Below are 17,815 nucleotides of genomic sequence, written 5' to 3' on the forward strand. Positions count from 1 at the left end.
GTTAAGGTCGCTTGAACAACAACATCCTTGCTTGGTTAACGGTGAGGCCTACCCGCGGAACGGGTCGTGCATCATGATCGTGTCGTCGCGCTCGGGGCTGGTCGACAGGAGCGCCACCGGAGCGCCGATCAATTCTTCGATCCGGCGGACATATTTGACCGCATTGGCGTTCAGGTCGCGGAAACTGCGCGCGCCGGCGGTGCTTTCGCTCCAGCCCTCCATTTCCTCAAAGACCGGCTCGGCGGCTGCCTGCGCCTTGAGGCTCGACGGCAGATAGTCCAGCACCTGTCCATCAATCCGGTAGCCGGTGCAGATCTTGAGCGTCTTCAACCCGTCCAGCACGTCCAGCTTGGTCAGGGCGATGCCGTCGATGCCGTTGATGGCCACCGACTGGCGCACCAGCACCGCATCGAACCAGCCGCAGCGGCGCGCCCGGCCTGTATTGACCCCGACCTCACGTCCCACGGTCGCCAGATGGGTTCCGACCGCGTCACTCAGCTCGCAGGCAAACGGCCCCTCGCCGACGCGCGTGGTGTAGGCCTTGACGATCCCCAGCACATAGCCGACGCCGCGCGGGCCGATACCCGAGCCGGCCGCAGCCTGACCCGCAACGGTGTTTGAGCTGGTCACATAGGGATAGGTGCCGTGGTCCACGTCCAGGAAGGCCCCCTGGGCCCCCTCGAACAGCACCCGTTTGCCGTCCCGTCTAGCCTGCTCCAGCACCCGCCAGGCCGGTTGCACATAGGGCAGGATCCTCGGCGCGATCTCAAGCAGTTGCGCCAGGAGCGCCTCGGGGTCGATCGGCTCCAGCCCCAGGCCGGCGCGCAGGGGATCATGGTGCGAACGCAGCCGGTCAATCTTGACCTTCAGGTCGTCCGCATTCGCCAGATCGCAGACCCGGATCGCGCGCCGCCCCACCTTGTCTTCATAGGCAGGACCAATCCCGCGTCCGGTCGTGCCGATCCGCGCGCCGGGGGCGCTCGCGGCGGCTTCCCGCGCGACGTCCAGTGCCGGATGGATGGGCAGGATCAGACAGGCATTGTCGGCCACGATCAGCACGTCCGGACTGATCCGGATGCCCTGCGCCTCGATCTTCTCGATCTCGCCGACCAGATGCCAGGGATCGACAACCACGCCATTGCCGATGATCGAGGGCTTGCCCTGCACCACGCCTGACGGCAGCAGCGCCAACTTGTAGACCTTGCCGTCGACCACCAGCGTATGGCCGGCGTTGTGCCCGCCCTGGAACCGCACGACCATATCGGCCCGGTTCGACAGCCAGTCGACAATCTTGCCCTTGCCCTCGTCACCCCACTGGGCACCGACCACCGCAACGTTCGCCAAGACTGTTCTCCGCTGTCCGGGATTTCGGAATGCGGGCGCAGCCTATAGCCGGGGAATCAGCGGGTGTCCCGCGATCGGGCGATTATTCCGACAGCGCAGTCTCGAAGGCCCAGTCCAGCCACGGCGTCAGTGCCTCGATATCGGCGGTCTCGACTGTACAGCCGCACCAGATGCGCAGGCCCGCAGGCGCATTTCGGTGGGCCTCAATGTCAAACGCAGCACCCTCACCTTCGACCAGGGCCTTCATCCGCATCACCAGCGCCTGACGTGCCTCATCGGTCATGGCGGTGACGCGCGGATCGACAATCCTGAGACAGACCGACGTCGTCGACCGCGTCGCCGGGTCCACGGCGAGATAGTCGATCCAGGGGGTTCGCCCGACCCAGGCCTCGACCGCCGCCGCATTGGCATTGGTCCGCGCGATCAGGGTCTCCAGCCCGCCGACCGACAGTCCCCACTCGACCGCATCGATCCAGTCCTCGATCGTCCAGACCGAAAAGGTGTTCAGCATGGACCCGGTGGCCAGCAGCCGGTCGAAACCGTTGGCGTCGCGCAGCCGCAGCACCTTCGGCACCGGCCTCGGCGGCGCATAGCGATCCAGCCGCTCGACGGCGCGCGGCGAAAGGGCAGCGACGCCGAGACCGGCCTCCCCGCCCAGCGCCTTCTGGAAGCTGAAGGTCACCACATCCAGCTTGTTCCAGGGCAGAGGCATGGCAAAGGCCGCCGAGGTCGCGTCGCAGATCACGATCCCCTCACGGTCGTCCGCGATGAAGTCCGCATTGGGCGCGCGCACGCCCGACGTCGTCCCGTTCCAGGGAAACACCAGATCCTTCGCCGGATCGACCGCCGAAGTGTCGGGCCAATCGCCCCAGGGGGCCGCAATCACCTCGGGGTCCAGTTTCAGATGCTCGACCGCATCCGTCGCCCACACCTTGCCGAAATTCTCGAATGCCAGAACCTGAACCGGCCGCTCGCCCAGCATCGACCACATGGCGGCCTCGACCGCCCCGGTGTCGGATCCCGGTACATAGACCAGCACCCAGTCGGTCGGGACCTGCAGCAGCGCCTGCGTCTGTCTCAGTCCGTGGGCGAACCGCTCCACCACCTCGGGCGCGCGGATGCCACGGCCCAGCAGATCCTGCGGGATCGCCTGTGAGGACCAACCCGGGCGTTTCGCTGTCGGCCCGGACGAGAACCACGGACGCTGCGGCTTGAGGTTCGGCCGGTTCGCCATCAGTCGCGAAACGGCCTGATCGGCCCCCTGTCGCGTGCGCCCTGCGCCAGCTTCACCAGCGCCGCGCTGTCCTCCGGCAGGATGATCATGAGCTTGGCCAGCAGGTCGCCGCGCCGGCCGTCGGCGAACGCGCCCCGTCCCTTAAGCCGCAACACCTTGCCCGAGTTGGAACCGGCCGGGATGGTCATGCTGACCGTCCCCTCCGGCGTGCGCACCGGAACCTTGCCACCCAGTACGGCGTCATACAGCGCCACGGGCTGATCCATCGTCAGGTCCGCGCCGTCCTGGGTGAAGACCGGATGTTTCGCCAGCTTCAACTCGATCAGGGCGTCGCCGGGGAGGCCACCCCGCCCCGGCGCGCCCTGGCCCTTCAGCCGTATCATCTGGCCGTCGCCTGCGCCCTTCGGGATCGCCACATCCAGCATCCGCCCGTCCGAAAACTGGATGCGCCGCGTGGCGCCCGAGATCGAGTCTTCCAGACTGATTTCCAGCGTCGCCTTGACGTCCTGGCCCTTGCCCGGAAAGCCCCCGGGCCGGGCACCACCCGGCCGCGCGCCGCCGCCGAACATGCCGCCGAACAGCTCATCCAGGTCGATGTTCTCGAAGCCCTGCTGCCGGGCACCGCCCTGGCCGAACGGATTTCCACCCGGACCGCCTCGCGCACCGCCGGGGCCGCCGCCGAAACCGCGGAATTGCTCACGCCCGTCCGCGTCGATCTCGCCCCGGTCGAATTTCGCCCGCTTGTCCTTGTCCCCCAGCAGGTCAAAAGCGGCCGTGATCCGCTTGAACCGCTCGTCGGCAACCGTATTGCCGGGGTTCTTGTCAGGATGGAGTTCCTTGGCGAGCTTTCGGAACGCCTTCTTGATTTCGTCCGCGCTTGCGCCCCTCGAAACGCCCAGTTCCTTGTAGGGATCGCCCGCCACGTCGAATACCGCTCCATCAAAGGCCGAGATCGTCAGTTAGGGCATCGCGTGCGCCGCGCAAAGGGCGATGCGCAAATCAGGCCGTCAGAACAACAGACGCCTCACGCCCCCAGCCGTAGCCGTCGCCCCATTGCGCCACGGCTATGCGAGACCACCCGTCCAGTCCGGCCGGAAAGTCCACGGCCCGGTCGGCGGCGGTATAGGTGGCCGCGTCCGTCCCGACCTCGAACGCCCGTTTCTCGCCCGCTCCGTCCAGCACCCGAATGCGAAAGCGCGGCGACGCGGACGCCAATGCCTCGCCCTCCCAGCGATCCCCGTCAATCCGGGCCCGCGCGATCCAGCCGAGGTCGAAGCCCCCGTCCACGCGCGCCCTCGCCCGCAGGTGCGCCGGCGACCAGGGCCGCTCATACAGGCCGGTGACTGTGAACCCGACCTCGCTCACACCCGATCCCCCGGCGGGTCCGCCCGCGGCACCGGCCCGCCAGATCAACGGCAGGCCGCGCTCGGCCCGGGACGCGTCCACCCGGGCCGGGGCCTGGTCCAGGACCACCACGACCGCCCCACGCGCCGCGCCCATGGCCTCCGTTCCCTGCTGCCCCCGCAACAGGCCGGTCAGCCGCCAGACCCCCTCCCCCACGAGGGTCGCCGACCGGAACTGCACCAGCTCCCAGCCCGCGGCGGTCTCGATCGCCACAGCATTGCCGCCGGCGAACACCGCAGCGTCCGAACGGCTCTCCGGTGCCCGCCCCTCGATCCGGACCATCACGGTATTCACCGTGTCCCAGCGATGCCGCACACCGGCCCCCAGCGCCTCGACCAGCACCCCGACGGTGGCCGGTCGGGCGACATCTCCCCGCACCGTCAGCGCCGTTGCATCCACCCCGGCGAACACACGCATGGGCCGCCAGGGATCGTTCGCCACGACCACAATCGGCCGACCGTCGTCCTCGGCGCCGATCAGCGGCGGCAGTTCCATCATCCGCAGGAAGGGCGCACCGGAAATGCGCGACGCCTCGCCCGAGGCCGGGCGTCCGTGATCCTCGCCGACCCGGACGGCCGAAACCGGCTCCAGCACCGCCGACGGCGTCTCATCCCTGTCCAGCCGCATGATCCGCCAAACGCCGCTCCGACCCTCGACCGTCACCGTATCGCCCGGCTCCAGCGCCAGGGCCTGCAAAGGGCCCGGCGTCACCGACAGCCGCTCCTTTCCCCCGGCCACGAGGGCGCGCTCGGCAGCCGCCCGCGCCAGCGCATCCGAACACACCGCCGGCAGGTCAAGATCGACGCAGCCGCCCTCACCCGCCGTCCGCACGACCGCCGCACCGGTCTCATAACCCGCGTCACCGTCGATATAGCGCACCCGGGCCGTGCCCGGCCTCCGCTCCAGGACACGCTCGGCCTTCAGGCTCTCGCCGTCATCCGGCAAGGCCAGAGATTCCACCTTCAGCGCAGTGCTGGCCGATGTGCCGTCATCCATGACCGCAACCCGGCCGTCCCGTTCCGCCGCGATCAGGCCCAGGCCGGCCAGCAGCGGCTCAAGCGCATCCCTTGTCCGCATGGGCCGATCGATGATGTAGCCCTGCACCGCATCCAAGGTGGCGCAGACCTCGAACTCATCCTCGCCCAGTCCGCCACGCCCGAGGACCGCTGCGATCAGGTCACGCGTCTCCCCGGCCAGTCGCCCGTTCAGCCAATGGCCGGTGCGCCAGGCACCCGCGTCCGCCCAGACGTCCCCCCGCGCGGGAAACGCCGGCCAGGGTCGCGCATCCCAGCACCAGACATCCGCCGCCTCGACCATGGGCCCGCCATAGACCGGCGAGACCGGATTGTTGTCGGCCTCGGCGAAATGCCCCAGCACCGCCTCCAGTGCCCGCCGCTGCATCCGGTCGTCCCGCGCGCCGGTCGAGAACGGCGGCAGGCCGTTTTCAGCGCTCTTCGGGTCCTGGAACAGGTTCGGGGCATTGCCGCCCCGGTCCACCGCCGCGCAACCGAACTCCGTCAACCGGACCGGCTTCATCCCGGCGACCCAGGCCGTCGGCAACGGACTCCGGACGCCGCCCGGCCGGTCATGGTGCGCATTGGCCCACCAGCCCTTCAGATCCTTGATCCGGAACACCCGGTCCTCGCCGTGCGCCGTGTCCGCGATCGGGGTCCGGACCTGCGCCGACCGGTCCGCCTCGGTGGCGTAGAACCAGTCATACCCCTCGCCACCCGCCACCTGCATGGCCAGATAGGCGGGATCGACCGGCCCGGCGAAGGCGGCGCCGTCCAGGCCCCCGTCACCCGCCCGCCAGTCTCCAAGCGGCGGGTACCAGTCGATCCCCACGTAGTCGATATCCGGATCGGCCCACAGCGGATCGAGGTGGAACACCACCTCGCCCCCGCGTCGCACCCCCGCATACTCCGACCAGTCCGCCGCATAGCTGAGCGCGACATCGGGCCCGACGACCGCCCGGCATTCCGCCGCCAGCGCCCGAAACCCTGCCACCGCGGGAAACCCGCCGCCGGCATCCCGCATCATCGTCAGCCCGCGCATCTCGGACCCGATCAGCAGCCCGTCGGCCCCTGTTTCCGCCGCCAGGGCTGCATAGTGCAGCGCGAACCGCCGCAGCCCCCAGCCGCCGGCCGTTCCGAACAGGGCGGCGACCGCCGCCGCAGCGCCCTCGCCGTCAGGACCCGTAACGCGCCCCCGCCAGGGATAGGCCGCCTGGTCCGGCCCTCCGTACGGATCCGGCAAGCCGTTCCCCGCCGGCACATCCATGAACAGGAACGGATAAAGGGTGACCTCCAGCCCGCGCGACTTCAGCTCTGCCACGGCCTGGCGAACGGTCTCGTCCGATGGCGTTCCGCCATAGGCCGGGCCGCCATGGCTCTGCGAGATCCGATGCGCCCCGGTCCGTCCCAGTCCCGCCACCGACCAGCGCAGGGGCTCCGTCGCCTTGTCGATCCGCTCGACCCCGGGCCGGATGGTGCAATGCCCGGCCCGCAGATCATTGCCGAACCAGCCGACCACCAGACTGACCCGCTTGAGGTTCGGGCACTGCGCCTGAAGTTGATCCAGCGACGCCGCCAGGTCCGTCCGCCCCTCGCCTGTATGCAGGTTCTCCGCCGTGGTGCGGGTCAGTCCGTCGCGCCGCATGACCGCTTCGGTCGCGAGGACGAACTCCCCGGCCCCCGGTATCAGACAGACCCCCTCCAGCCGGTCTTCCAGCCGGGGCACCGTCCCGCGCGCCCGGCGGAACACCTCGAATCCCAGTTGCGGCACCCGGTTGCCATAGGGTCCCAGCGGCAAGTCCTCGAACACCACATAGGCCGTGCCCCGATAGGCCGGAGCGGCCCCCTCCACCGCCTCGATCAGCGGATCCGGCGTCTGCCCGGCCCCGCCCCTGTGCAACCGCATCGTCACACCCGACAGGTCCATCGGCTGCCCGTCCGCCCAGACCCGGCCAATCCCGTCGACCTCGCCCTCGCACAGGGCCACCGCGAAGCTCAGCGAATAGTCGTATTCCACCGTCCGCGGGCCACCCTTGCCGGCGGAGGACGTCCGGCGTCCCTCGAGGAAGCGCGCGGCCCAGATCACCTGACCGGTCACCCGCGCCCGCCCGAACACACAGGCCATGGGCGCGCCCTCCGCCGAGCCCTGCACCCTCAGCGTTTCCAGCCGCGGCCCCCGCTGTCGCGCGGGCTCAAGACCGGAAACCACCCGCTGATCGACGACCCGCCCAAGGCTCGCCCCGATGACGGCCCCGACCGGGCCTCCGATCGCCTGGCCGACCGTACCCAGAATCATCTGCGCCATGGTCAGGCCTCTCCCGCAGGTTCAACGCCGGGCAGGCGAAAGGCCGCGACCAGCCTTCGACGCCACCACGAGCCCATCCAGCTCTCCACCACCGACCGCCCCCAATAGGCGTGGATCATCCTCGGCTCGGCACCGGTCATGTCGCTCAGGATCGCGCAATGCTTGGCCGGACAGCCGGGCGCCATGCGGAACAGCAGCACGTCACCCGCAAACGCAGCCTCCACAGGTATCTCCTTGAGCCACCGCCGCGCCGCTGCCAGCAGGGTCTCCTCGCCGCCGACCTCGGCCCAGTCGGGCCGGTAGGGCGGCGGGGCCTCGGGCTCGGGCCCGATCAGCTCGCGCCACACCCCGCGCACCAGACCCAGACAGTCCGCCCCCTCGCCCCGCACACTCGCCTGATGCCGGTAGGGTGTGCCCAGCCAACCGCGCGCCGCCGCCACGATCGCGGCCCTCATCGCCGGCTCCCGCCGTCATGGCGTCCCCCCTCGACCGGCGTTGCGGTCAGGAAGTCGTCGCCGGGCGTATCCGGAAAGCCCTGGAAATTGACCCCATTGGCAAAGGTCCCGACACAGGTCGCCCATCGCTTGTCACAGGTCAGGCCGCGAAAGGCGTCCGGATCAACGCCACATCGCCGGTCCCCGAAGATCGCATCGCAGTCCCGGCCATAGGTTCGGCCGACAACCCGCTCCAGCTTCGCCAGGGGGCCTTCCAGTTCAGCACGGAACCGGCCCCCCTCGCACAGGATCCGGGCCAGTGTCGCCGTCCACAGCCGCACCCGCAGATCCGGGCGATCCCAGTCCACCCGCCACAGCGCCACCGACGCCCCGTCATAGAGCCCGGCCTCGATATCCGCCCCGGTGATGGCCGCATCATCCAGCCCGCCTGCGACCGCCGCCGATCCGGCGCTCAGCCCCACGGCGCTGTCCGCCGCCCCGGTCGTCCAGCCGCTGCTCGCCCGGCACAGGACGCCCTCAAGGGTCAGGTCCCGGTCATGATCGGTGAACCCCAGGTCCAGCCCGTCGGTCCGTCGCAGCACCCAGGCATGACAAAGCATCGCCGCCCCGCCTTCGATGCGGGCGGCCAGTTCGTTCGGTATCGTTCTCATGGCCTAGACCCGCACCTCGATCAGCGGCACGGCCGCCATCCGTCCTGCGTCGAAACTCTCCAGCGTGACCTCGATCCGGTCGGCGTCGAACCGCACCGGGGTGTCGAACTCGAACCCGGCCGTCACGACAGCACCCCTGCCGGGCGCGGCCGCCAGGCGGGCCTCACCCGTCGTCGTATCGACCAGGAACCCCGACGCCGGCAGTTCGACGCCTGCCACCGCAATCCGCACCGTCCCCCCGACCGGCTTGGTGATCCGCCGCTCGGGCGTATCGATCCCGGCCCCGTAGCGTTTGATCAGGGGGAACACCGTCCGCGTCCCGTCACCCTCGCCCAGAACCTGATCCCGCGGACCGATCGCGGCCCCCGGCGCGCAGGATTTGCAGTCCGCAAAATCCCGGAACCGGAAGCCGTACAACCGGCCCCTCCGCGCCTCGAAGAACCCGGTCAGGGCCGCCATATCGTCCAGCGACCGCAGATTGGTCCCGATCAGATAGCGCCGCCGCCCCTGGGCCCAGGGCGTGGACCGCCGCTCGAACCCGGAGCCCAGCGTCACAATCTCCGTCCGCCGCTCCACCCCGCCGGTCGATCCAAACGCCAGCCGCGCGGGCAACCGCACCTCGTGAAAACTCATCCGTCCCTCCCGCACACCGCCCTGTCATCTCCGCGAAAGCGGGGACCTCACCTCATGATTGGCCATCGGCCACCGCCCTGTGCTGCAGGCCCCCCGACATCGGCTTTCGCTTGTCGGGCGAGCAGCGTTCGGTCATCCTCCCGGATACGGACGCGATGTCCGGCGCGCGGGAGAACGACATGACGACGGAAAATTCTCACCAGATTCAGAGCTTTGACTGGCAGAAGCTGCTGTTTTCGTTCGAGGGCCGGACACGACGCTCGCATTTCTGGATCGGCTGGCTGATCTGCCTCGGCGTCGGCGTCGTCGCGGGCTGGCTTCCCCTGATCGGCTTCTTCATCTCGATCGCGCTGATCTGGCCCAACCTGGCCATCGCCGTGAAACGCCTGCACGACATGGGTCAGAGCGGCTGGCTGATCGCCCTGCCCTGGGTGGTCAGCATCGTCGGCATTTTCGTCGCCATCGGCATGATCGGCATTGCGGCCCTCGGCAATGTCGCCGCACTCGAACGCGAGGACCCGGCCGCCATCCTGGCGCTCATCACACCCGTGCTGGGTCTTTTCGGGCTGCTGACGCTGGTCAATCTGGGCTTCCTGCTCTGGATCGGTCTTGCCGACAGCCAGCGGGGTGAGAACCGCTTCGGGCCCAATCCCAAGGGCTACTGACCGCGCAACCGCCGCCACGGCTCAGAGCCGGCGCGCGCCCAGCGATACGGCGCGCGCCAGCATCTGGGCGATCTGCGCCTCGGAGCGCAGCAGCCCCGGCGCCCCGCCGTCCACCCGCACATTGACGGTGACGCCGCCACCGCCCCCGGTGGGCTCGATCATGCCGGCGCCGGCAGGCCGGAACACCTCCGGCCCGCGCTCACCGACCAGATAGGCCCCGCCGCCCAGCACGGCGCCACCGTCAGCCCGGGCCCCGGAAAAGGCCGACTGCACCACCCGGGCGATCGCCTCGCCCAGCCCGCCGCCGCCGCTCGACCCTGACGCCGCATTCACCGCCGCCAGCACCGCCCGCGCCAGCTCGGCCAGGCTGACCTCACCATCCGCCGCCGCCCGCGCCAGCGACCGGACCAGCCCGTCTCCGGCCCGGCCGAAGGCGTCCTCGATCGAGGCCGCCGCCCGCGCCGCCGGCTCGCGCAACGCCTCCAGCGCCGCCGCCGCCTCCGCCGCCTTGCGCGGCACGCCGTCCAGGCCGGTTGGTTCCACTGTCTCAGTCATCCGGCCACGCCTCCGCCATCCGCTCAAAGTCCAGCCGCCCCAACGGTTCCGCACCGCCCGGCCGCTCCGTCAGCATCCGCCACTCCCGCAGCGACAACCGCCAGAAGGCCTCAGGCCCGATACCGAGCCGCACCGCCGCCCGCAGCATCTCACCCCAGTCGGGTCTCCTCCCCGCCTCGCGGGGAGAGGGACCACCCGAAGGGTGGTGGAGGGGCGCCTGCGCCATCCGCACGCTCACCGGGTCGCCGCCGCAAACGCCTTCGCCACCGCCTCCGCGGCCTCGCGCGGATCAATGGCCGCCTGGTCGAGTTCATCCGCAAGCGCCCGCTCGCCCCCGCCCCGCAACAGCGCCGCCAGCACGACCGTCAGATCCCGCGCCGACAGCGCCCGCATCCGCTCCGCCAGGCCGGACAACCCCTCCAGCCCCAGCCCCGTCTCGATCTCCGCCAGCGCCCCCAGCGTCAGGCACAGTCGCCGCTCCGCCCCGGCCAGCACCACGACCACCTCGCCCCGCGCGCCATTGGCCACCATCACAGGGCCTCGAACGAAATCTCACCCGCGCTCGCCAGGCTGATCGCGAACGTCGCCTCACCCTCGTGCTCGCCGGCGTATTCCAGCGCCGCAACCAGAAACGGCCCCTTCAGGACGCCGAAGTCCGGCACGATCAGCCGCCACACGCTCGCCGCCTGGGAAAAGAAGGCCTCACGGATCAGGGCATCGGACGCCACATCGCGGAAGATCCCCTGCCCCGCCACCGCCGCCGACCGGACGCCCGCCCCGCCCAGCAGCTCGCGCCACCGCCCGGCGCTGTCGCCGTCGGTCGCATCCACCGTCCGCGCGTTCAGCGAAATCGTCCTCGCCCTCAGTCCCGCCACCGTCGTGAACACGCCCGGCGCGCCCTCGATCTTCAGCAATATGTCCCTGCCCCGTTGAGCGGTCATTCCGTATCTCCTCGTCATCCTCGGCCAACGGAGCGGGCGCAGGCCCGCGCAGGCCGAGCCGAGGACCCAGCCAGTTCCGTGATGTCCCGATTGTGATCACACCTCTTCTGTCACGGCGCGCACCCGCAGCACCGCAAATGTCCGCGCCGCGTCGGCGCCCGGGAACACATCGGCGAACGTCACCCTCAGGTTCACCGTCCGCACCCCGTCGGCCTCCAGGACCGTCTCGTTCAGCGACAGGCGCACCGCCGCCAGCACCGCCTTGGCCTCCTCGGTCCCGCGGAACCGCGACACCACCGTCAGGGTCAGAGCCTGCTCGACCCCGCCTCCGTCTGCCCCGACCGGCCGGCTCTCGCTCCGCCCGATCAGCAGATGCGGAAAGGCCGCGTCGATCGGCGCTGTGTCCCAGATCCGCGCCGGCTGTCCGAGCAGGGCCTGCACCGCCGCATCCGCCTTCAGATGCCCGAGCAGTGCCTTCTGCAGCGCCAGTTCGTGCGCGCTCATCGCACCCGCTCCAGGTTCAGGATCGCCCGCCCGCCGACCGTCTCGCCCGAGACGATCCGCCAGTCGCCGCCGCCGAATCCCAGCACCCGGCCCTCGGCCAGCCGTGCGTCCGACCGCGTCTCCGCCGTCACCGTCTCGACCACCCGCAACCCGCCCGGCTCGCTCTTCTCGCGCCGCCGCCGCGACCCCAGCTTCAGCCAGGCCCAGCCGAGGGGCTCCCAGCTGACCGCCCGACCGCCATAGGGCGTCTCGCTCTCGACGCCCTGAAGCAACTCCGCCAGCACCTTCACAGCCGCACCACGCGATAAGGCGCGATCCAGCCCTCGACCGGCGCAACCGGCATCTCCGCCTCGCCCCGCTCATAGGCCCTCAGGGCCAGCATCAGGATCGCCAGCCGCAAGGCCGCCGGCGAGGTCGAGCTCAATGTCAGCCCGACATCCCCCTCGACCCGCGCCCGGGCCGCATCGATCAATGTCTGGATCAGCCCGTCCTCCGCCGCATGCTCGACGCGCAGGAACAGCTTCGCTTCCGCCAGCAGGACGGGTGCGGTCATGGGAAACCTCGAATTTCGATAAGAAAACGAGGGCTTAGGGCTTGGGTCGTAGGGCTTGTTCCGCCCCTCTTCCCAAGCCCCAAGCCCTACGCCCTAAGCCCTCGCGAGCGTCAGCTCGCGCTGAACCTCATCACCTTGATCGCGTCGAAATTCTGCACCCCGCCGCCGACGCGTTTGGTGGTGTAGAACAGCACATAGGGCTTGGCGGAATAAGGGTCCCGCAGCACCCGCACCCCGGCCCGGTCGACGATCAGATAGCCGCGCTGGAAATCGCCGAAGGCGATGGCCGCGCTGTTGGCGGCGATGTCCGGCATGGTCTCGATCTCGGTCACCCGATAGCCCAGCAGGCTGGCGGTCTCGCCCGCCCGCTGCGCCGGCTGCCAGATGTAGTTGCCATCGGCATCCTTGAATTTGCGCACCGCCGAGACCGTCTTGCGGTTCATCACGAACCGCCCGTTCGGCCGGAACTGGGCCCTGGGCGCATAGACCAGGTCGATCAGCCGGTCGGTCGGGCTGGTCGGGGCGAAGGCCCCCGCCGCGCCCGAGGCGACATAGCCGAGCTGGCCCCAGACCGCGCTCGCATCCGCCACGATCGGATAGTTGAGGAAGCCCTTCGGCTTGTTGACTCCGTCGCCGTTGACGAAGGCCTGGGTCTCCTGCGCCGCAAAGGCGTCCTCGACCTCGGCTGCCAGCCATTCGTCCAGATCGATCAGGGCGTCATCCAGCAGCGACTGGGTCGCCGCCGGACTGGCGTACAGATCGGCCGACGGGAACTGCAGCAGCGCCAGGGTCGCCGGATCCGTCTCGGGCCGCGCCGCCGTCTCGGCCACCCAGCCCGAGGCCACGCCCGCCGTCGACACCGGCTTCATGAACACCCCGGCTCCGACCGTCCTCACCGTGGCGATCTCGCGCATCGGCGACCCCGCCATCAGCCGCCGCTCGATCGCCCGCTCGGTCTGCTCCGGCACCACAAAGCCGGCCGAATTCGACGCCGTCGAAAGCCCCGCCTTCAACTCCAGCCCGAACGACGCGCCGGTCTTGAGATAGCCGTCAAACGCACTCTTCTCCTCCCCCTTCATGGGGGAGGTGGCGGCGAAGCCGCCGGAGGGGGAGCCGCCGCACAGTTCCGGCCGCCGCCCCTCGCTCACCACCCGGTCCAGCCGTGCCTGCGCCGCCCCGACCGCCTGGTCGATCCGCGCCACCTTCTCCTCGAGCAGCGCATCCACCGAACGCTTCCGCTCGATCTCGTCCAGCCGGGCGTCATTGGCCCCTTTGAACGCCTCGAACGCCGCCATCATCTCATGCATGGCGGCGCGCGCCTCGGGCGTGCCCGAGACGGTTTTGGTCTCTTTCATGGTATCTCCGGTTTCAGTGTCTCCCTCCCCTTCATGGGGAGTAGAGGAAGGGTCAGCGGCGCTGACCCAACCTTGGGCGAGGCGGAGCCGAGCCCGGGTGGGGCAGTGGGCCACCGCTTCGGTCGTTGTGGTTCGTCGTGCCCCACCCGGATCGGCTGTCGCCGATCGTCCCGCCTCGTAAAGGGGAGGGAGAGCCCGTTCCTCGTTCCGGTCATTCGGGTTAGGGTCCGCCCGTGACCCGCTTCACCCCCCTCGAATCCGACATTCTCGACGCCCTCGCCTGGGACCTGCGCGACATCGCGCCCGATCTCGCCGGCCAGTTCGCCGAGTCCCTGCCCGGCTCACGCCGCAACACCGGCTCCGGCCTGTTCACCGAGCTGATCGTCGACCGGTCCCGGCCCCCGCCCCTGACCACCCCGACCGGCCGGTTCGGCACGGTCCACGCCATGGTCGGCGACCTGCCGGACCCCATCGCCTTTCAGGCCGAGCTGCGCGAGGGCCGGCTGCTGGCCCTGCATGGTGACGCCTATGGCCAGGACACCCGCGCCATCGACTTCGCCCGCGTCCCCTTCGACCAGGTCTTCACCCTCGACGAGCAGGGCGAGTCCATCGCCTTCGATCCCGCGGCCCTGATGCCGCCCAGCCCCCTGCTGGACCTGCACCGGCACACCGACCACGAGCCGCCGCTTCCCGTCTCCCGCCCAGCACCCATGACGGTTGCCGAGGTGCAGAAGCTCCAGAACGAGAAGCTGCAGGGCCTCATCGCCCTGTTCGGCAAGGTCGTACCCGCATCTCCCGAGGCCGCGGCCGACGAGAGCCCGCCGGACAAGACCGACCGGACCACCGTCCTCATAGGCCTGTGGGTCTTCCTGGGCGCCTTCACATTTCTGGCCGTCGTCCTCTTCGACGTTCCGTTCCTCTTCGCCCTCTTCCTCGCCGGTGTCCTCGGCCAGACGCTGCACAAGCCGAAGGTCCTGGACGCCCTCACCCGGGCGACCCGTCGTCTCGGCCAGTACGAATACCGCCCGCCCGAGCGCTGAAATCCGCGAGCCTGCGCGCGATTGACACCCACCGGACGTCGTGGTCTCCGTTAACCACGGTCAAGTTTGGGATGGCTTTAATGTCCAGAGTTCTCGCCGCGACGGCCACGGTCGCCGCCCTCCTCTCCGCCGGTGCCGTCCAGGCCGCCGACCGCTGCGGGGCCGCGACGCATATGCGGTTCGGCGAGACCCGCGCCTATTTCGGCCATACGCTCGCAGCCTGCCGCCCCGACGGCTATTGCTCGGCCGTCGTGGCCATCGCCGACCCCACGGGTCAGACCGCCTGGCGGCATCAGCTGCGCGTCGCCCGGCCCAGCCCCGGCGCCGACTATCTGGTCGAGCTGGCCGCGACCGACCCCATGCCCGTCGCCGGCGTCATGCGCTTCACCACCCCCGGCCAGACCGTCGACCCCGGCCCCTGGCTGGTCCCCACCTCGCCCGGCTCCAATGAATACCGCGTCAGCGATCCGATCCTGACCCGCTCCCTCGTTTCCGGCCTGCGCCGCCAGCGCATCGCCCGCTGGAACTACCAGTCGGCCGACGGCCCGGCCGAGGCCTATTTCTCCCTCATGGGCATGACCGCCGCCCTCAACTGGATCGACTGCCGGGGCGCCGGAAGCGCGTCCTGATCCGGACTGGCGGCCGCCCGCCAGGCCCGGCATAGTCGGCCCCTCACGTCAGGGATTTCCGATGCGCCTTTCGATCCTCACGACCGCCCTGCTCCTGGCCTGCGCCACGCCCGTCGCTGCGCAGACGCCCCCTGCCTCGCCACCAGCCGCGCCGGCCGCGCCCGCCCCCGCACCCGCACCCGCACCCGCCGATGTGGCCTCGCCCGAGGCCATCGTCGCAGCCCTCTATCAGGTCATCTCCGGCGATGCCGGCGTGGCCCGCGACTGGGATCGCTTCCGCGCCCTGTTCCATCCGACCGCCCGGCTCATGCCCTCGGGCCAGAACGCCCAGGGCGTCGGCGTGGTCCGTTCGATCACCCCGGACGAATACATCGCCCTCGCCGAGTCCGCCCTCGTCGGCCAGGGCTTCCATGAGCGCGAGATCGCCCGACGCAGCGAGCGGTTCGGCCATATCGTCCACGTCTGGACCACCTACGAAGGCCTGCACAGCCTCTCGGATCCCCGGCCCTTCGTCCGCGGCATCAACAGCATCCAGCTGTTCCATGACGGCACCCGCTGGTGGATCCTCAGCGTCTACTGGCAGGGCGAAACCCCGACCGAACCGATCCCGCCGGAATATCTCCCCGCCGCGGGCTGACGCTCAGCCCGTCCGGAACCGCGCGCCCGGCAGCATTGGAAACGTCACCAGCGACACCTCCCACAGCTCGACCTCGACCAGCACCCGCAGCCGCCCTTCCCGGCGCGCCCGGCGGCTGCGGAAGCCGATCGACAGCCCGTCCAGCGCCCCCGCCCGCGACAGCGCAAAAGCGAACCGGCTCTCGGCCGACCAGTCCATGATCCGTCCACGGACGAACAGGCCGCGTTCGTCCTCGACCATAAGGTCCCAGACCCCGACCGCCGCCCGGCCCTCGTGCTGATGCAGCATCCGAACACCACCGGCACCCGTCTTCGCCAGACTGGCCGCAAACGCACCCCGCGAGACCACATCCCCGTTCAGATCGGCCACGCCCCACAGGGAGGCATAGCCATGGACCGGCAGGGACGAGGGTCGGAGGTCAAGGGTCGAAAGCGAGCCCGCATCCACCTTGCCTTCCCCGCCCCTCACTTCGCCCCCTCCAGCCTGCGCTCCACCCGCTCCACCGCGGCCCGCGTCGCCAGACTCTGCTCCTCCAGCCGGGCCAGCCGCTCGGCCACCAGCCGCTGCTCCCCGACCTGTTCCTCCAGCGTCGCAATCCGCGCCGCCGCCCCCCCGGCCCAGACCAGGCCGCCGACCGTCTGCACCGCCAGCGCCGCGATCACGGCGACGGGGATTTTCCGCAGCGCCTCCGTCACGCCCCCACCCCCGCCATTCGCCGCCGCTCCTCGTCCGTCAGGAAAGTCGCCGCATTCAGCCGCGCCCAGAGCGCATCGCGCTCCGGCTGCAGCGCCGGCAAGCCATCCAGATCAGCCTCAATCCGGGCGACTCCCGATCCAGCCGTCGCGAACCTTTCCCCCAGCCATCCTGTCAGCGCCGCCGCCGTCTTCCTCACCAGGGGCACCACCGTCCCCCGCCAGAAGGCCGCATTGGCCTCGCGATAGTTGGCATAGGTCGCGTCCCCGGGAATGCCCAGCAGCTGTGGCGGCACGCCGAAGGCCAGGGCGATCTCGCGCGCCGCAGCGTGTTTCCCGGCGATGAAATCCATGTCGGCCGGGGTCCAGCTCATCGGCTTCCAGTCCAGCCCGCCCTCCAGGATCATCGGCCGTCCGGCGTTCAGCGTCCCCGCATGGCTCGCCTCGACCTGCCCGCGCAGCGCCTCGAACTGTTCGGCGGTCAGCCGCTCCCCGTCCTTCGCCCCATAGACCAGCGCCCCGCTGGGCCGCGCCGCATTGTCCAGCAGCGCCTTGTTCCAGGCCCCCGAGGCGTTGTGCACATCGATCGCGAACGCCGCCGCCTCGAGCGGCGAAAACCCGTAGTGATCGTCCGTCGGATGAAACAGTTTCAGCTGCATCACGGGCGACCAGCCGTCCGCCGCCCGCCCGATCCGCACCGACCGTCCGTCTACGGAATACTCCCAGGCCTCGGGCCAGCCGGCCCGACCCGGCACCACCTTCACCCGGTCCGGCCGCAGGGTCCAAAGCTCCTCGGGTGCCTCATCCCCGACCGCCTCTGCATAGGCATTTCCCGCCGTCTGCAGGGCACCGTAAAGCGCCTCCAGCCACTCAGCCCCCGACTGCTCCGGGTTCGGCCTTGCCAGCAGCGCCGCCAGCGGATGATCGTCGCGCCGCACCCCGTCGGCGAACACCACCAACGGCGTCGACGCCGCCGCCTCCGCGATCATCCGCACACAGCGATAGGCCACCGCGTTCCTGGCAAACCCTTCCTCGGCCAGATGGGCATAGTCCCGCGGCGTCCACCGCGCCCGCCCGCCGGCCGTCAGCGCAATCAGCGGCCCGACCCGGCTGTCCTTGATCTCGGGCGCAGAAGCGCGCCGCCGGCCCTCGAAGGGCCGTCGCCAGTTCAGCATCACAATCTCCGTAGTTGGACCAACACAGTCC

Annotated in this window: 22 protein-coding genes; 4 read left to right on the forward strand and 18 right to left on the reverse strand. The window is 70.1% G+C overall.

All coding sequences use genetic code 11. From position 1 onward, the window contains the following. Nucleotides 1-48: 48 nt before the first annotated feature. The 7 genes from Q0053_RS10200 to Q0053_RS10230 form a co-directional block, all read right to left on the reverse strand. Nucleotides 49-1,344 (reverse strand): adenylosuccinate synthase, encoded by a 1,296-nt coding sequence (locus Q0053_RS10200; protein ID WP_298099644.1) that lies wholly within the window; start codon nucleotides 1,342-1,344, stop codon nucleotides 49-51. Nucleotides 1,345-1,426: 82 nt separating this feature from the next. Beyond that, a complete protein-coding gene (locus tag Q0053_RS10205; protein ID WP_298099647.1) occupies nucleotides 1,427-2,578 on the reverse strand; it encodes a phosphoserine transaminase in 1,152 nt (383 codons plus the stop codon). Beyond that, nucleotides 2,578-3,501, reverse strand: coding sequence for a DnaJ C-terminal domain-containing protein (locus Q0053_RS10210; RefSeq protein WP_298099649.1), 924 nt, complete (start codon nucleotides 3,499-3,501; stop codon nucleotides 2,578-2,580). The genes Q0053_RS10205 and Q0053_RS10210 overlap by 1 nt, the downstream gene beginning before the upstream one ends. A gap of 76 nt (nucleotides 3,502-3,577) precedes the next feature. Then, on the reverse strand, nucleotides 3,578-7,300 hold the full coding sequence (locus Q0053_RS10215; protein ID WP_298099652.1) for a glycoside hydrolase/phage tail family protein: 3,723 nt from the start codon (nucleotides 7,298-7,300) through the stop codon (nucleotides 3,578-3,580). Between the two features lie 2 nt (nucleotides 7,301-7,302). Further along, a complete protein-coding gene (locus Q0053_RS10220; protein WP_298099654.1) occupies nucleotides 7,303-7,755 on the reverse strand; it encodes an NlpC/P60 family protein in 453 nt (150 codons plus the stop codon). Then, on the reverse strand, nucleotides 7,752-8,405 hold the full coding sequence (locus Q0053_RS10225; protein ID WP_298099656.1) for a DUF2163 domain-containing protein: 654 nt from the start codon (nucleotides 8,403-8,405) through the stop codon (nucleotides 7,752-7,754). The genes Q0053_RS10220 and Q0053_RS10225 overlap by 4 nt, the downstream gene beginning before the upstream one ends. 3 nt (nucleotides 8,406-8,408) lie before the next feature. Next, nucleotides 8,409-9,038 (reverse strand): DUF2460 domain-containing protein, encoded by a 630-nt coding sequence (locus Q0053_RS10230; RefSeq protein ID WP_298099659.1) that lies wholly within the window; start codon nucleotides 9,036-9,038, stop codon nucleotides 8,409-8,411. A gap of 179 nt (nucleotides 9,039-9,217) precedes the next feature. Between Q0053_RS10230 and Q0053_RS10235 the strand changes: the two genes are divergently transcribed. Next, the gene (locus tag Q0053_RS10235) at nucleotides 9,218-9,703 is read left to right on the forward strand and encodes a DUF805 domain-containing protein (RefSeq protein WP_298099661.1); all 486 of its coding nucleotides are present in this window, start codon (nucleotides 9,218-9,220) and stop codon (nucleotides 9,701-9,703) included. A gap of 21 nt (nucleotides 9,704-9,724) precedes the next feature. On the opposite strand, the gene Q0053_RS10240 is transcribed toward Q0053_RS10235, so the two are convergent. From Q0053_RS10240 to Q0053_RS10275, 8 genes are all read right to left on the reverse strand, one after another. Beyond that, the gene (locus Q0053_RS10240) at nucleotides 9,725-10,258 is read right to left on the reverse strand and encodes a phage tail tape measure protein (protein ID WP_298099663.1); all 534 of its coding nucleotides are present in this window, start codon (nucleotides 10,256-10,258) and stop codon (nucleotides 9,725-9,727) included. Next, a complete protein-coding gene (locus tag Q0053_RS10245) occupies nucleotides 10,251-10,484 on the reverse strand; it encodes a phage tail assembly chaperone (RefSeq protein ID WP_367276686.1) in 234 nt (77 codons plus the stop codon). Before Q0053_RS10245 ends, Q0053_RS10240 begins: the two co-directional genes overlap by 8 nt. An 8-nt stretch (nucleotides 10,485-10,492) precedes the next feature. Then, nucleotides 10,493-10,789, reverse strand: coding sequence for a GTA-gp10 family protein (locus tag Q0053_RS10250; protein WP_298099666.1), 297 nt, complete (start codon nucleotides 10,787-10,789; stop codon nucleotides 10,493-10,495). Next, nucleotides 10,789-11,199, reverse strand: a complete 411-nt coding sequence (locus Q0053_RS10255) for a phage major tail protein, TP901-1 family (protein WP_298099668.1) — start codon at nucleotides 11,197-11,199, stop codon at nucleotides 10,789-10,791. Before Q0053_RS10255 ends, Q0053_RS10250 begins: the two co-directional genes overlap by 1 nt. A gap of 96 nt (nucleotides 11,200-11,295) precedes the next feature. Then, nucleotides 11,296-11,703, reverse strand: coding sequence for a DUF3168 domain-containing protein (locus tag Q0053_RS10260; protein WP_298099671.1), 408 nt, complete (start codon nucleotides 11,701-11,703; stop codon nucleotides 11,296-11,298). Then, nucleotides 11,700-11,993 (reverse strand): phage head-tail adapter protein, encoded by a 294-nt coding sequence (locus Q0053_RS10265; RefSeq protein ID WP_298099673.1) that lies wholly within the window; start codon nucleotides 11,991-11,993, stop codon nucleotides 11,700-11,702. The genes Q0053_RS10260 and Q0053_RS10265 overlap by 4 nt, the downstream gene beginning before the upstream one ends. Further along, nucleotides 11,990-12,256, reverse strand: coding sequence for a head-tail connector protein (locus Q0053_RS10270; RefSeq protein WP_298099675.1), 267 nt, complete (start codon nucleotides 12,254-12,256; stop codon nucleotides 11,990-11,992). The genes Q0053_RS10265 and Q0053_RS10270 overlap by 4 nt, the downstream gene beginning before the upstream one ends. Nucleotides 12,257-12,366: 110 nt before the next feature. Further along, entirely contained in the window at nucleotides 12,367-13,611 is a 1,245-nt protein-coding gene (locus Q0053_RS10275) for a phage major capsid protein (protein WP_298099677.1), read from the reverse strand. 233 nt (nucleotides 13,612-13,844) lie between these two features. Here Q0053_RS10275 and Q0053_RS10280 point away from each other — a divergent pair, with 233 nt between their 5' ends. From Q0053_RS10280 to Q0053_RS10290, 3 genes are all read left to right on the forward strand, one after another. Then, nucleotides 13,845-14,651, forward strand: coding sequence for a hypothetical protein (locus Q0053_RS10280; RefSeq protein ID WP_298099680.1), 807 nt, complete (start codon nucleotides 13,845-13,847; stop codon nucleotides 14,649-14,651). A gap of 80 nt (nucleotides 14,652-14,731) precedes the next feature. Beyond that, nucleotides 14,732-15,280, forward strand: coding sequence for a hypothetical protein (locus tag Q0053_RS10285; RefSeq protein ID WP_298099682.1), 549 nt, complete (start codon nucleotides 14,732-14,734; stop codon nucleotides 15,278-15,280). 61 nt (nucleotides 15,281-15,341) lie between these two features. Beyond that, nucleotides 15,342-15,917: a hypothetical protein gene (locus Q0053_RS10290; RefSeq protein WP_298099685.1), complete on the forward strand. Its 576-nt coding sequence runs from the start codon at nucleotides 15,342-15,344 to the stop codon at nucleotides 15,915-15,917. Between the two features lie 3 nt (nucleotides 15,918-15,920). On the opposite strand, the gene Q0053_RS10295 is transcribed toward Q0053_RS10290, so the two are convergent. Genes Q0053_RS10295 through Q0053_RS10305 form a run of 3 tightly spaced genes read right to left on the reverse strand, consistent with a single transcriptional unit; the run spans nucleotide 15,921 to nucleotide 17,784 of the window. Next, complete coding sequence (locus Q0053_RS10295) at nucleotides 15,921-16,364, reverse strand: HK97 family phage prohead protease (RefSeq protein WP_298099742.1); 444 nt, start codon at nucleotides 16,362-16,364, stop codon at nucleotides 15,921-15,923. A 17-nt stretch (nucleotides 16,365-16,381) separates the two neighbouring features. Further along, nucleotides 16,382-16,612 (reverse strand): hypothetical protein, encoded by a 231-nt coding sequence (locus Q0053_RS10300; RefSeq protein WP_298099687.1) that lies wholly within the window; start codon nucleotides 16,610-16,612, stop codon nucleotides 16,382-16,384. Beyond that, a complete protein-coding gene (locus tag Q0053_RS10305) occupies nucleotides 16,609-17,784 on the reverse strand; it encodes a phage portal protein (protein ID WP_298099690.1) in 1,176 nt (391 codons plus the stop codon). Before Q0053_RS10305 ends, Q0053_RS10300 begins: the two co-directional genes overlap by 4 nt. Nucleotides 17,785-17,815 lie beyond the last annotated feature (31 nt).

It is taken from the genome of Brevundimonas sp. (assembly GCF_027487935.1).
Taxonomy (GTDB): Bacteria; Pseudomonadota; Alphaproteobacteria; order Caulobacterales; family Caulobacteraceae; genus Brevundimonas.

Coding starts and splice junctions, on each gene's coding strand:
- Q0053_RS10240 (WP_298099663.1), bottom strand. CDS start 10,258: ATGACTGAGACAGTGGAACCAACCGGCCTGGACGGCGTGCCGCGCAAG.
- Q0053_RS10260 (WP_298099671.1), bottom strand. CDS start 11,703: ATGAGCGCGCACGAACTGGCGCTGCAGAAGGCACTGCTCGGGCATCTG.
- Q0053_RS10290 (WP_298099685.1), top strand. CDS start 15,342: ATGCGCCTTTCGATCCTCACGACCGCCCTGCTCCTGGCCTGCGCCACG.
- Q0053_RS10275 (WP_298099677.1), bottom strand. CDS start 13,611: ATGAAAGAGACCAAAACCGTCTCGGGCACGCCCGAGGCGCGCGCCGCC.
- Q0053_RS10230 (WP_298099659.1), bottom strand. CDS start 9,038: ATGAGTTTTCACGAGGTGCGGTTGCCCGCGCGGCTGGCGTTTGGATCG.
- Q0053_RS10205 (WP_298099647.1), bottom strand. CDS start 2,578: ATGGCGAACCGGCCGAACCTCAAGCCGCAGCGTCCGTGGTTCTCGTCC.
- Q0053_RS10220 (WP_298099654.1), bottom strand. CDS start 7,755: ATGAGGGCCGCGATCGTGGCGGCGGCGCGCGGTTGGCTGGGCACACCC.
- Q0053_RS10215 (WP_298099652.1), bottom strand. CDS start 7,300: ATGGCGCAGATGATTCTGGGTACGGTCGGCCAGGCGATCGGAGGCCCG.
- Q0053_RS10270 (WP_298099675.1), bottom strand. CDS start 12,256: ATGACCGCACCCGTCCTGCTGGCGGAAGCGAAGCTGTTCCTGCGCGTC.
- Q0053_RS10255 (WP_298099668.1), bottom strand. CDS start 11,199: ATGACCGCTCAACGGGGCAGGGACATATTGCTGAAGATCGAGGGCGCG.
- Q0053_RS10285 (WP_298099682.1), top strand. CDS start 14,732: ATGTCCAGAGTTCTCGCCGCGACGGCCACGGTCGCCGCCCTCCTCTCC.
- Q0053_RS10250 (WP_298099666.1), bottom strand. CDS start 10,789: ATGGTGGCCAATGGCGCGCGGGGCGAGGTGGTCGTGGTGCTGGCCGGG.
- Q0053_RS10225 (WP_298099656.1), bottom strand. CDS start 8,405: ATGAGAACGATACCGAACGAACTGGCCGCCCGCATCGAAGGCGGGGCG.
- Q0053_RS10235 (WP_298099661.1), top strand. CDS start 9,218: ATGACGACGGAAAATTCTCACCAGATTCAGAGCTTTGACTGGCAGAAG.
- Q0053_RS10245 (WP_367276686.1), bottom strand. CDS start 10,484: ATGGCGCAGGCGCCCCTCCACCACCCTTCGGGTGGTCCCTCTCCCCGC.
- Q0053_RS10305 (WP_298099690.1), bottom strand. CDS start 17,784: ATGCTGAACTGGCGACGGCCCTTCGAGGGCCGGCGGCGCGCTTCTGCG.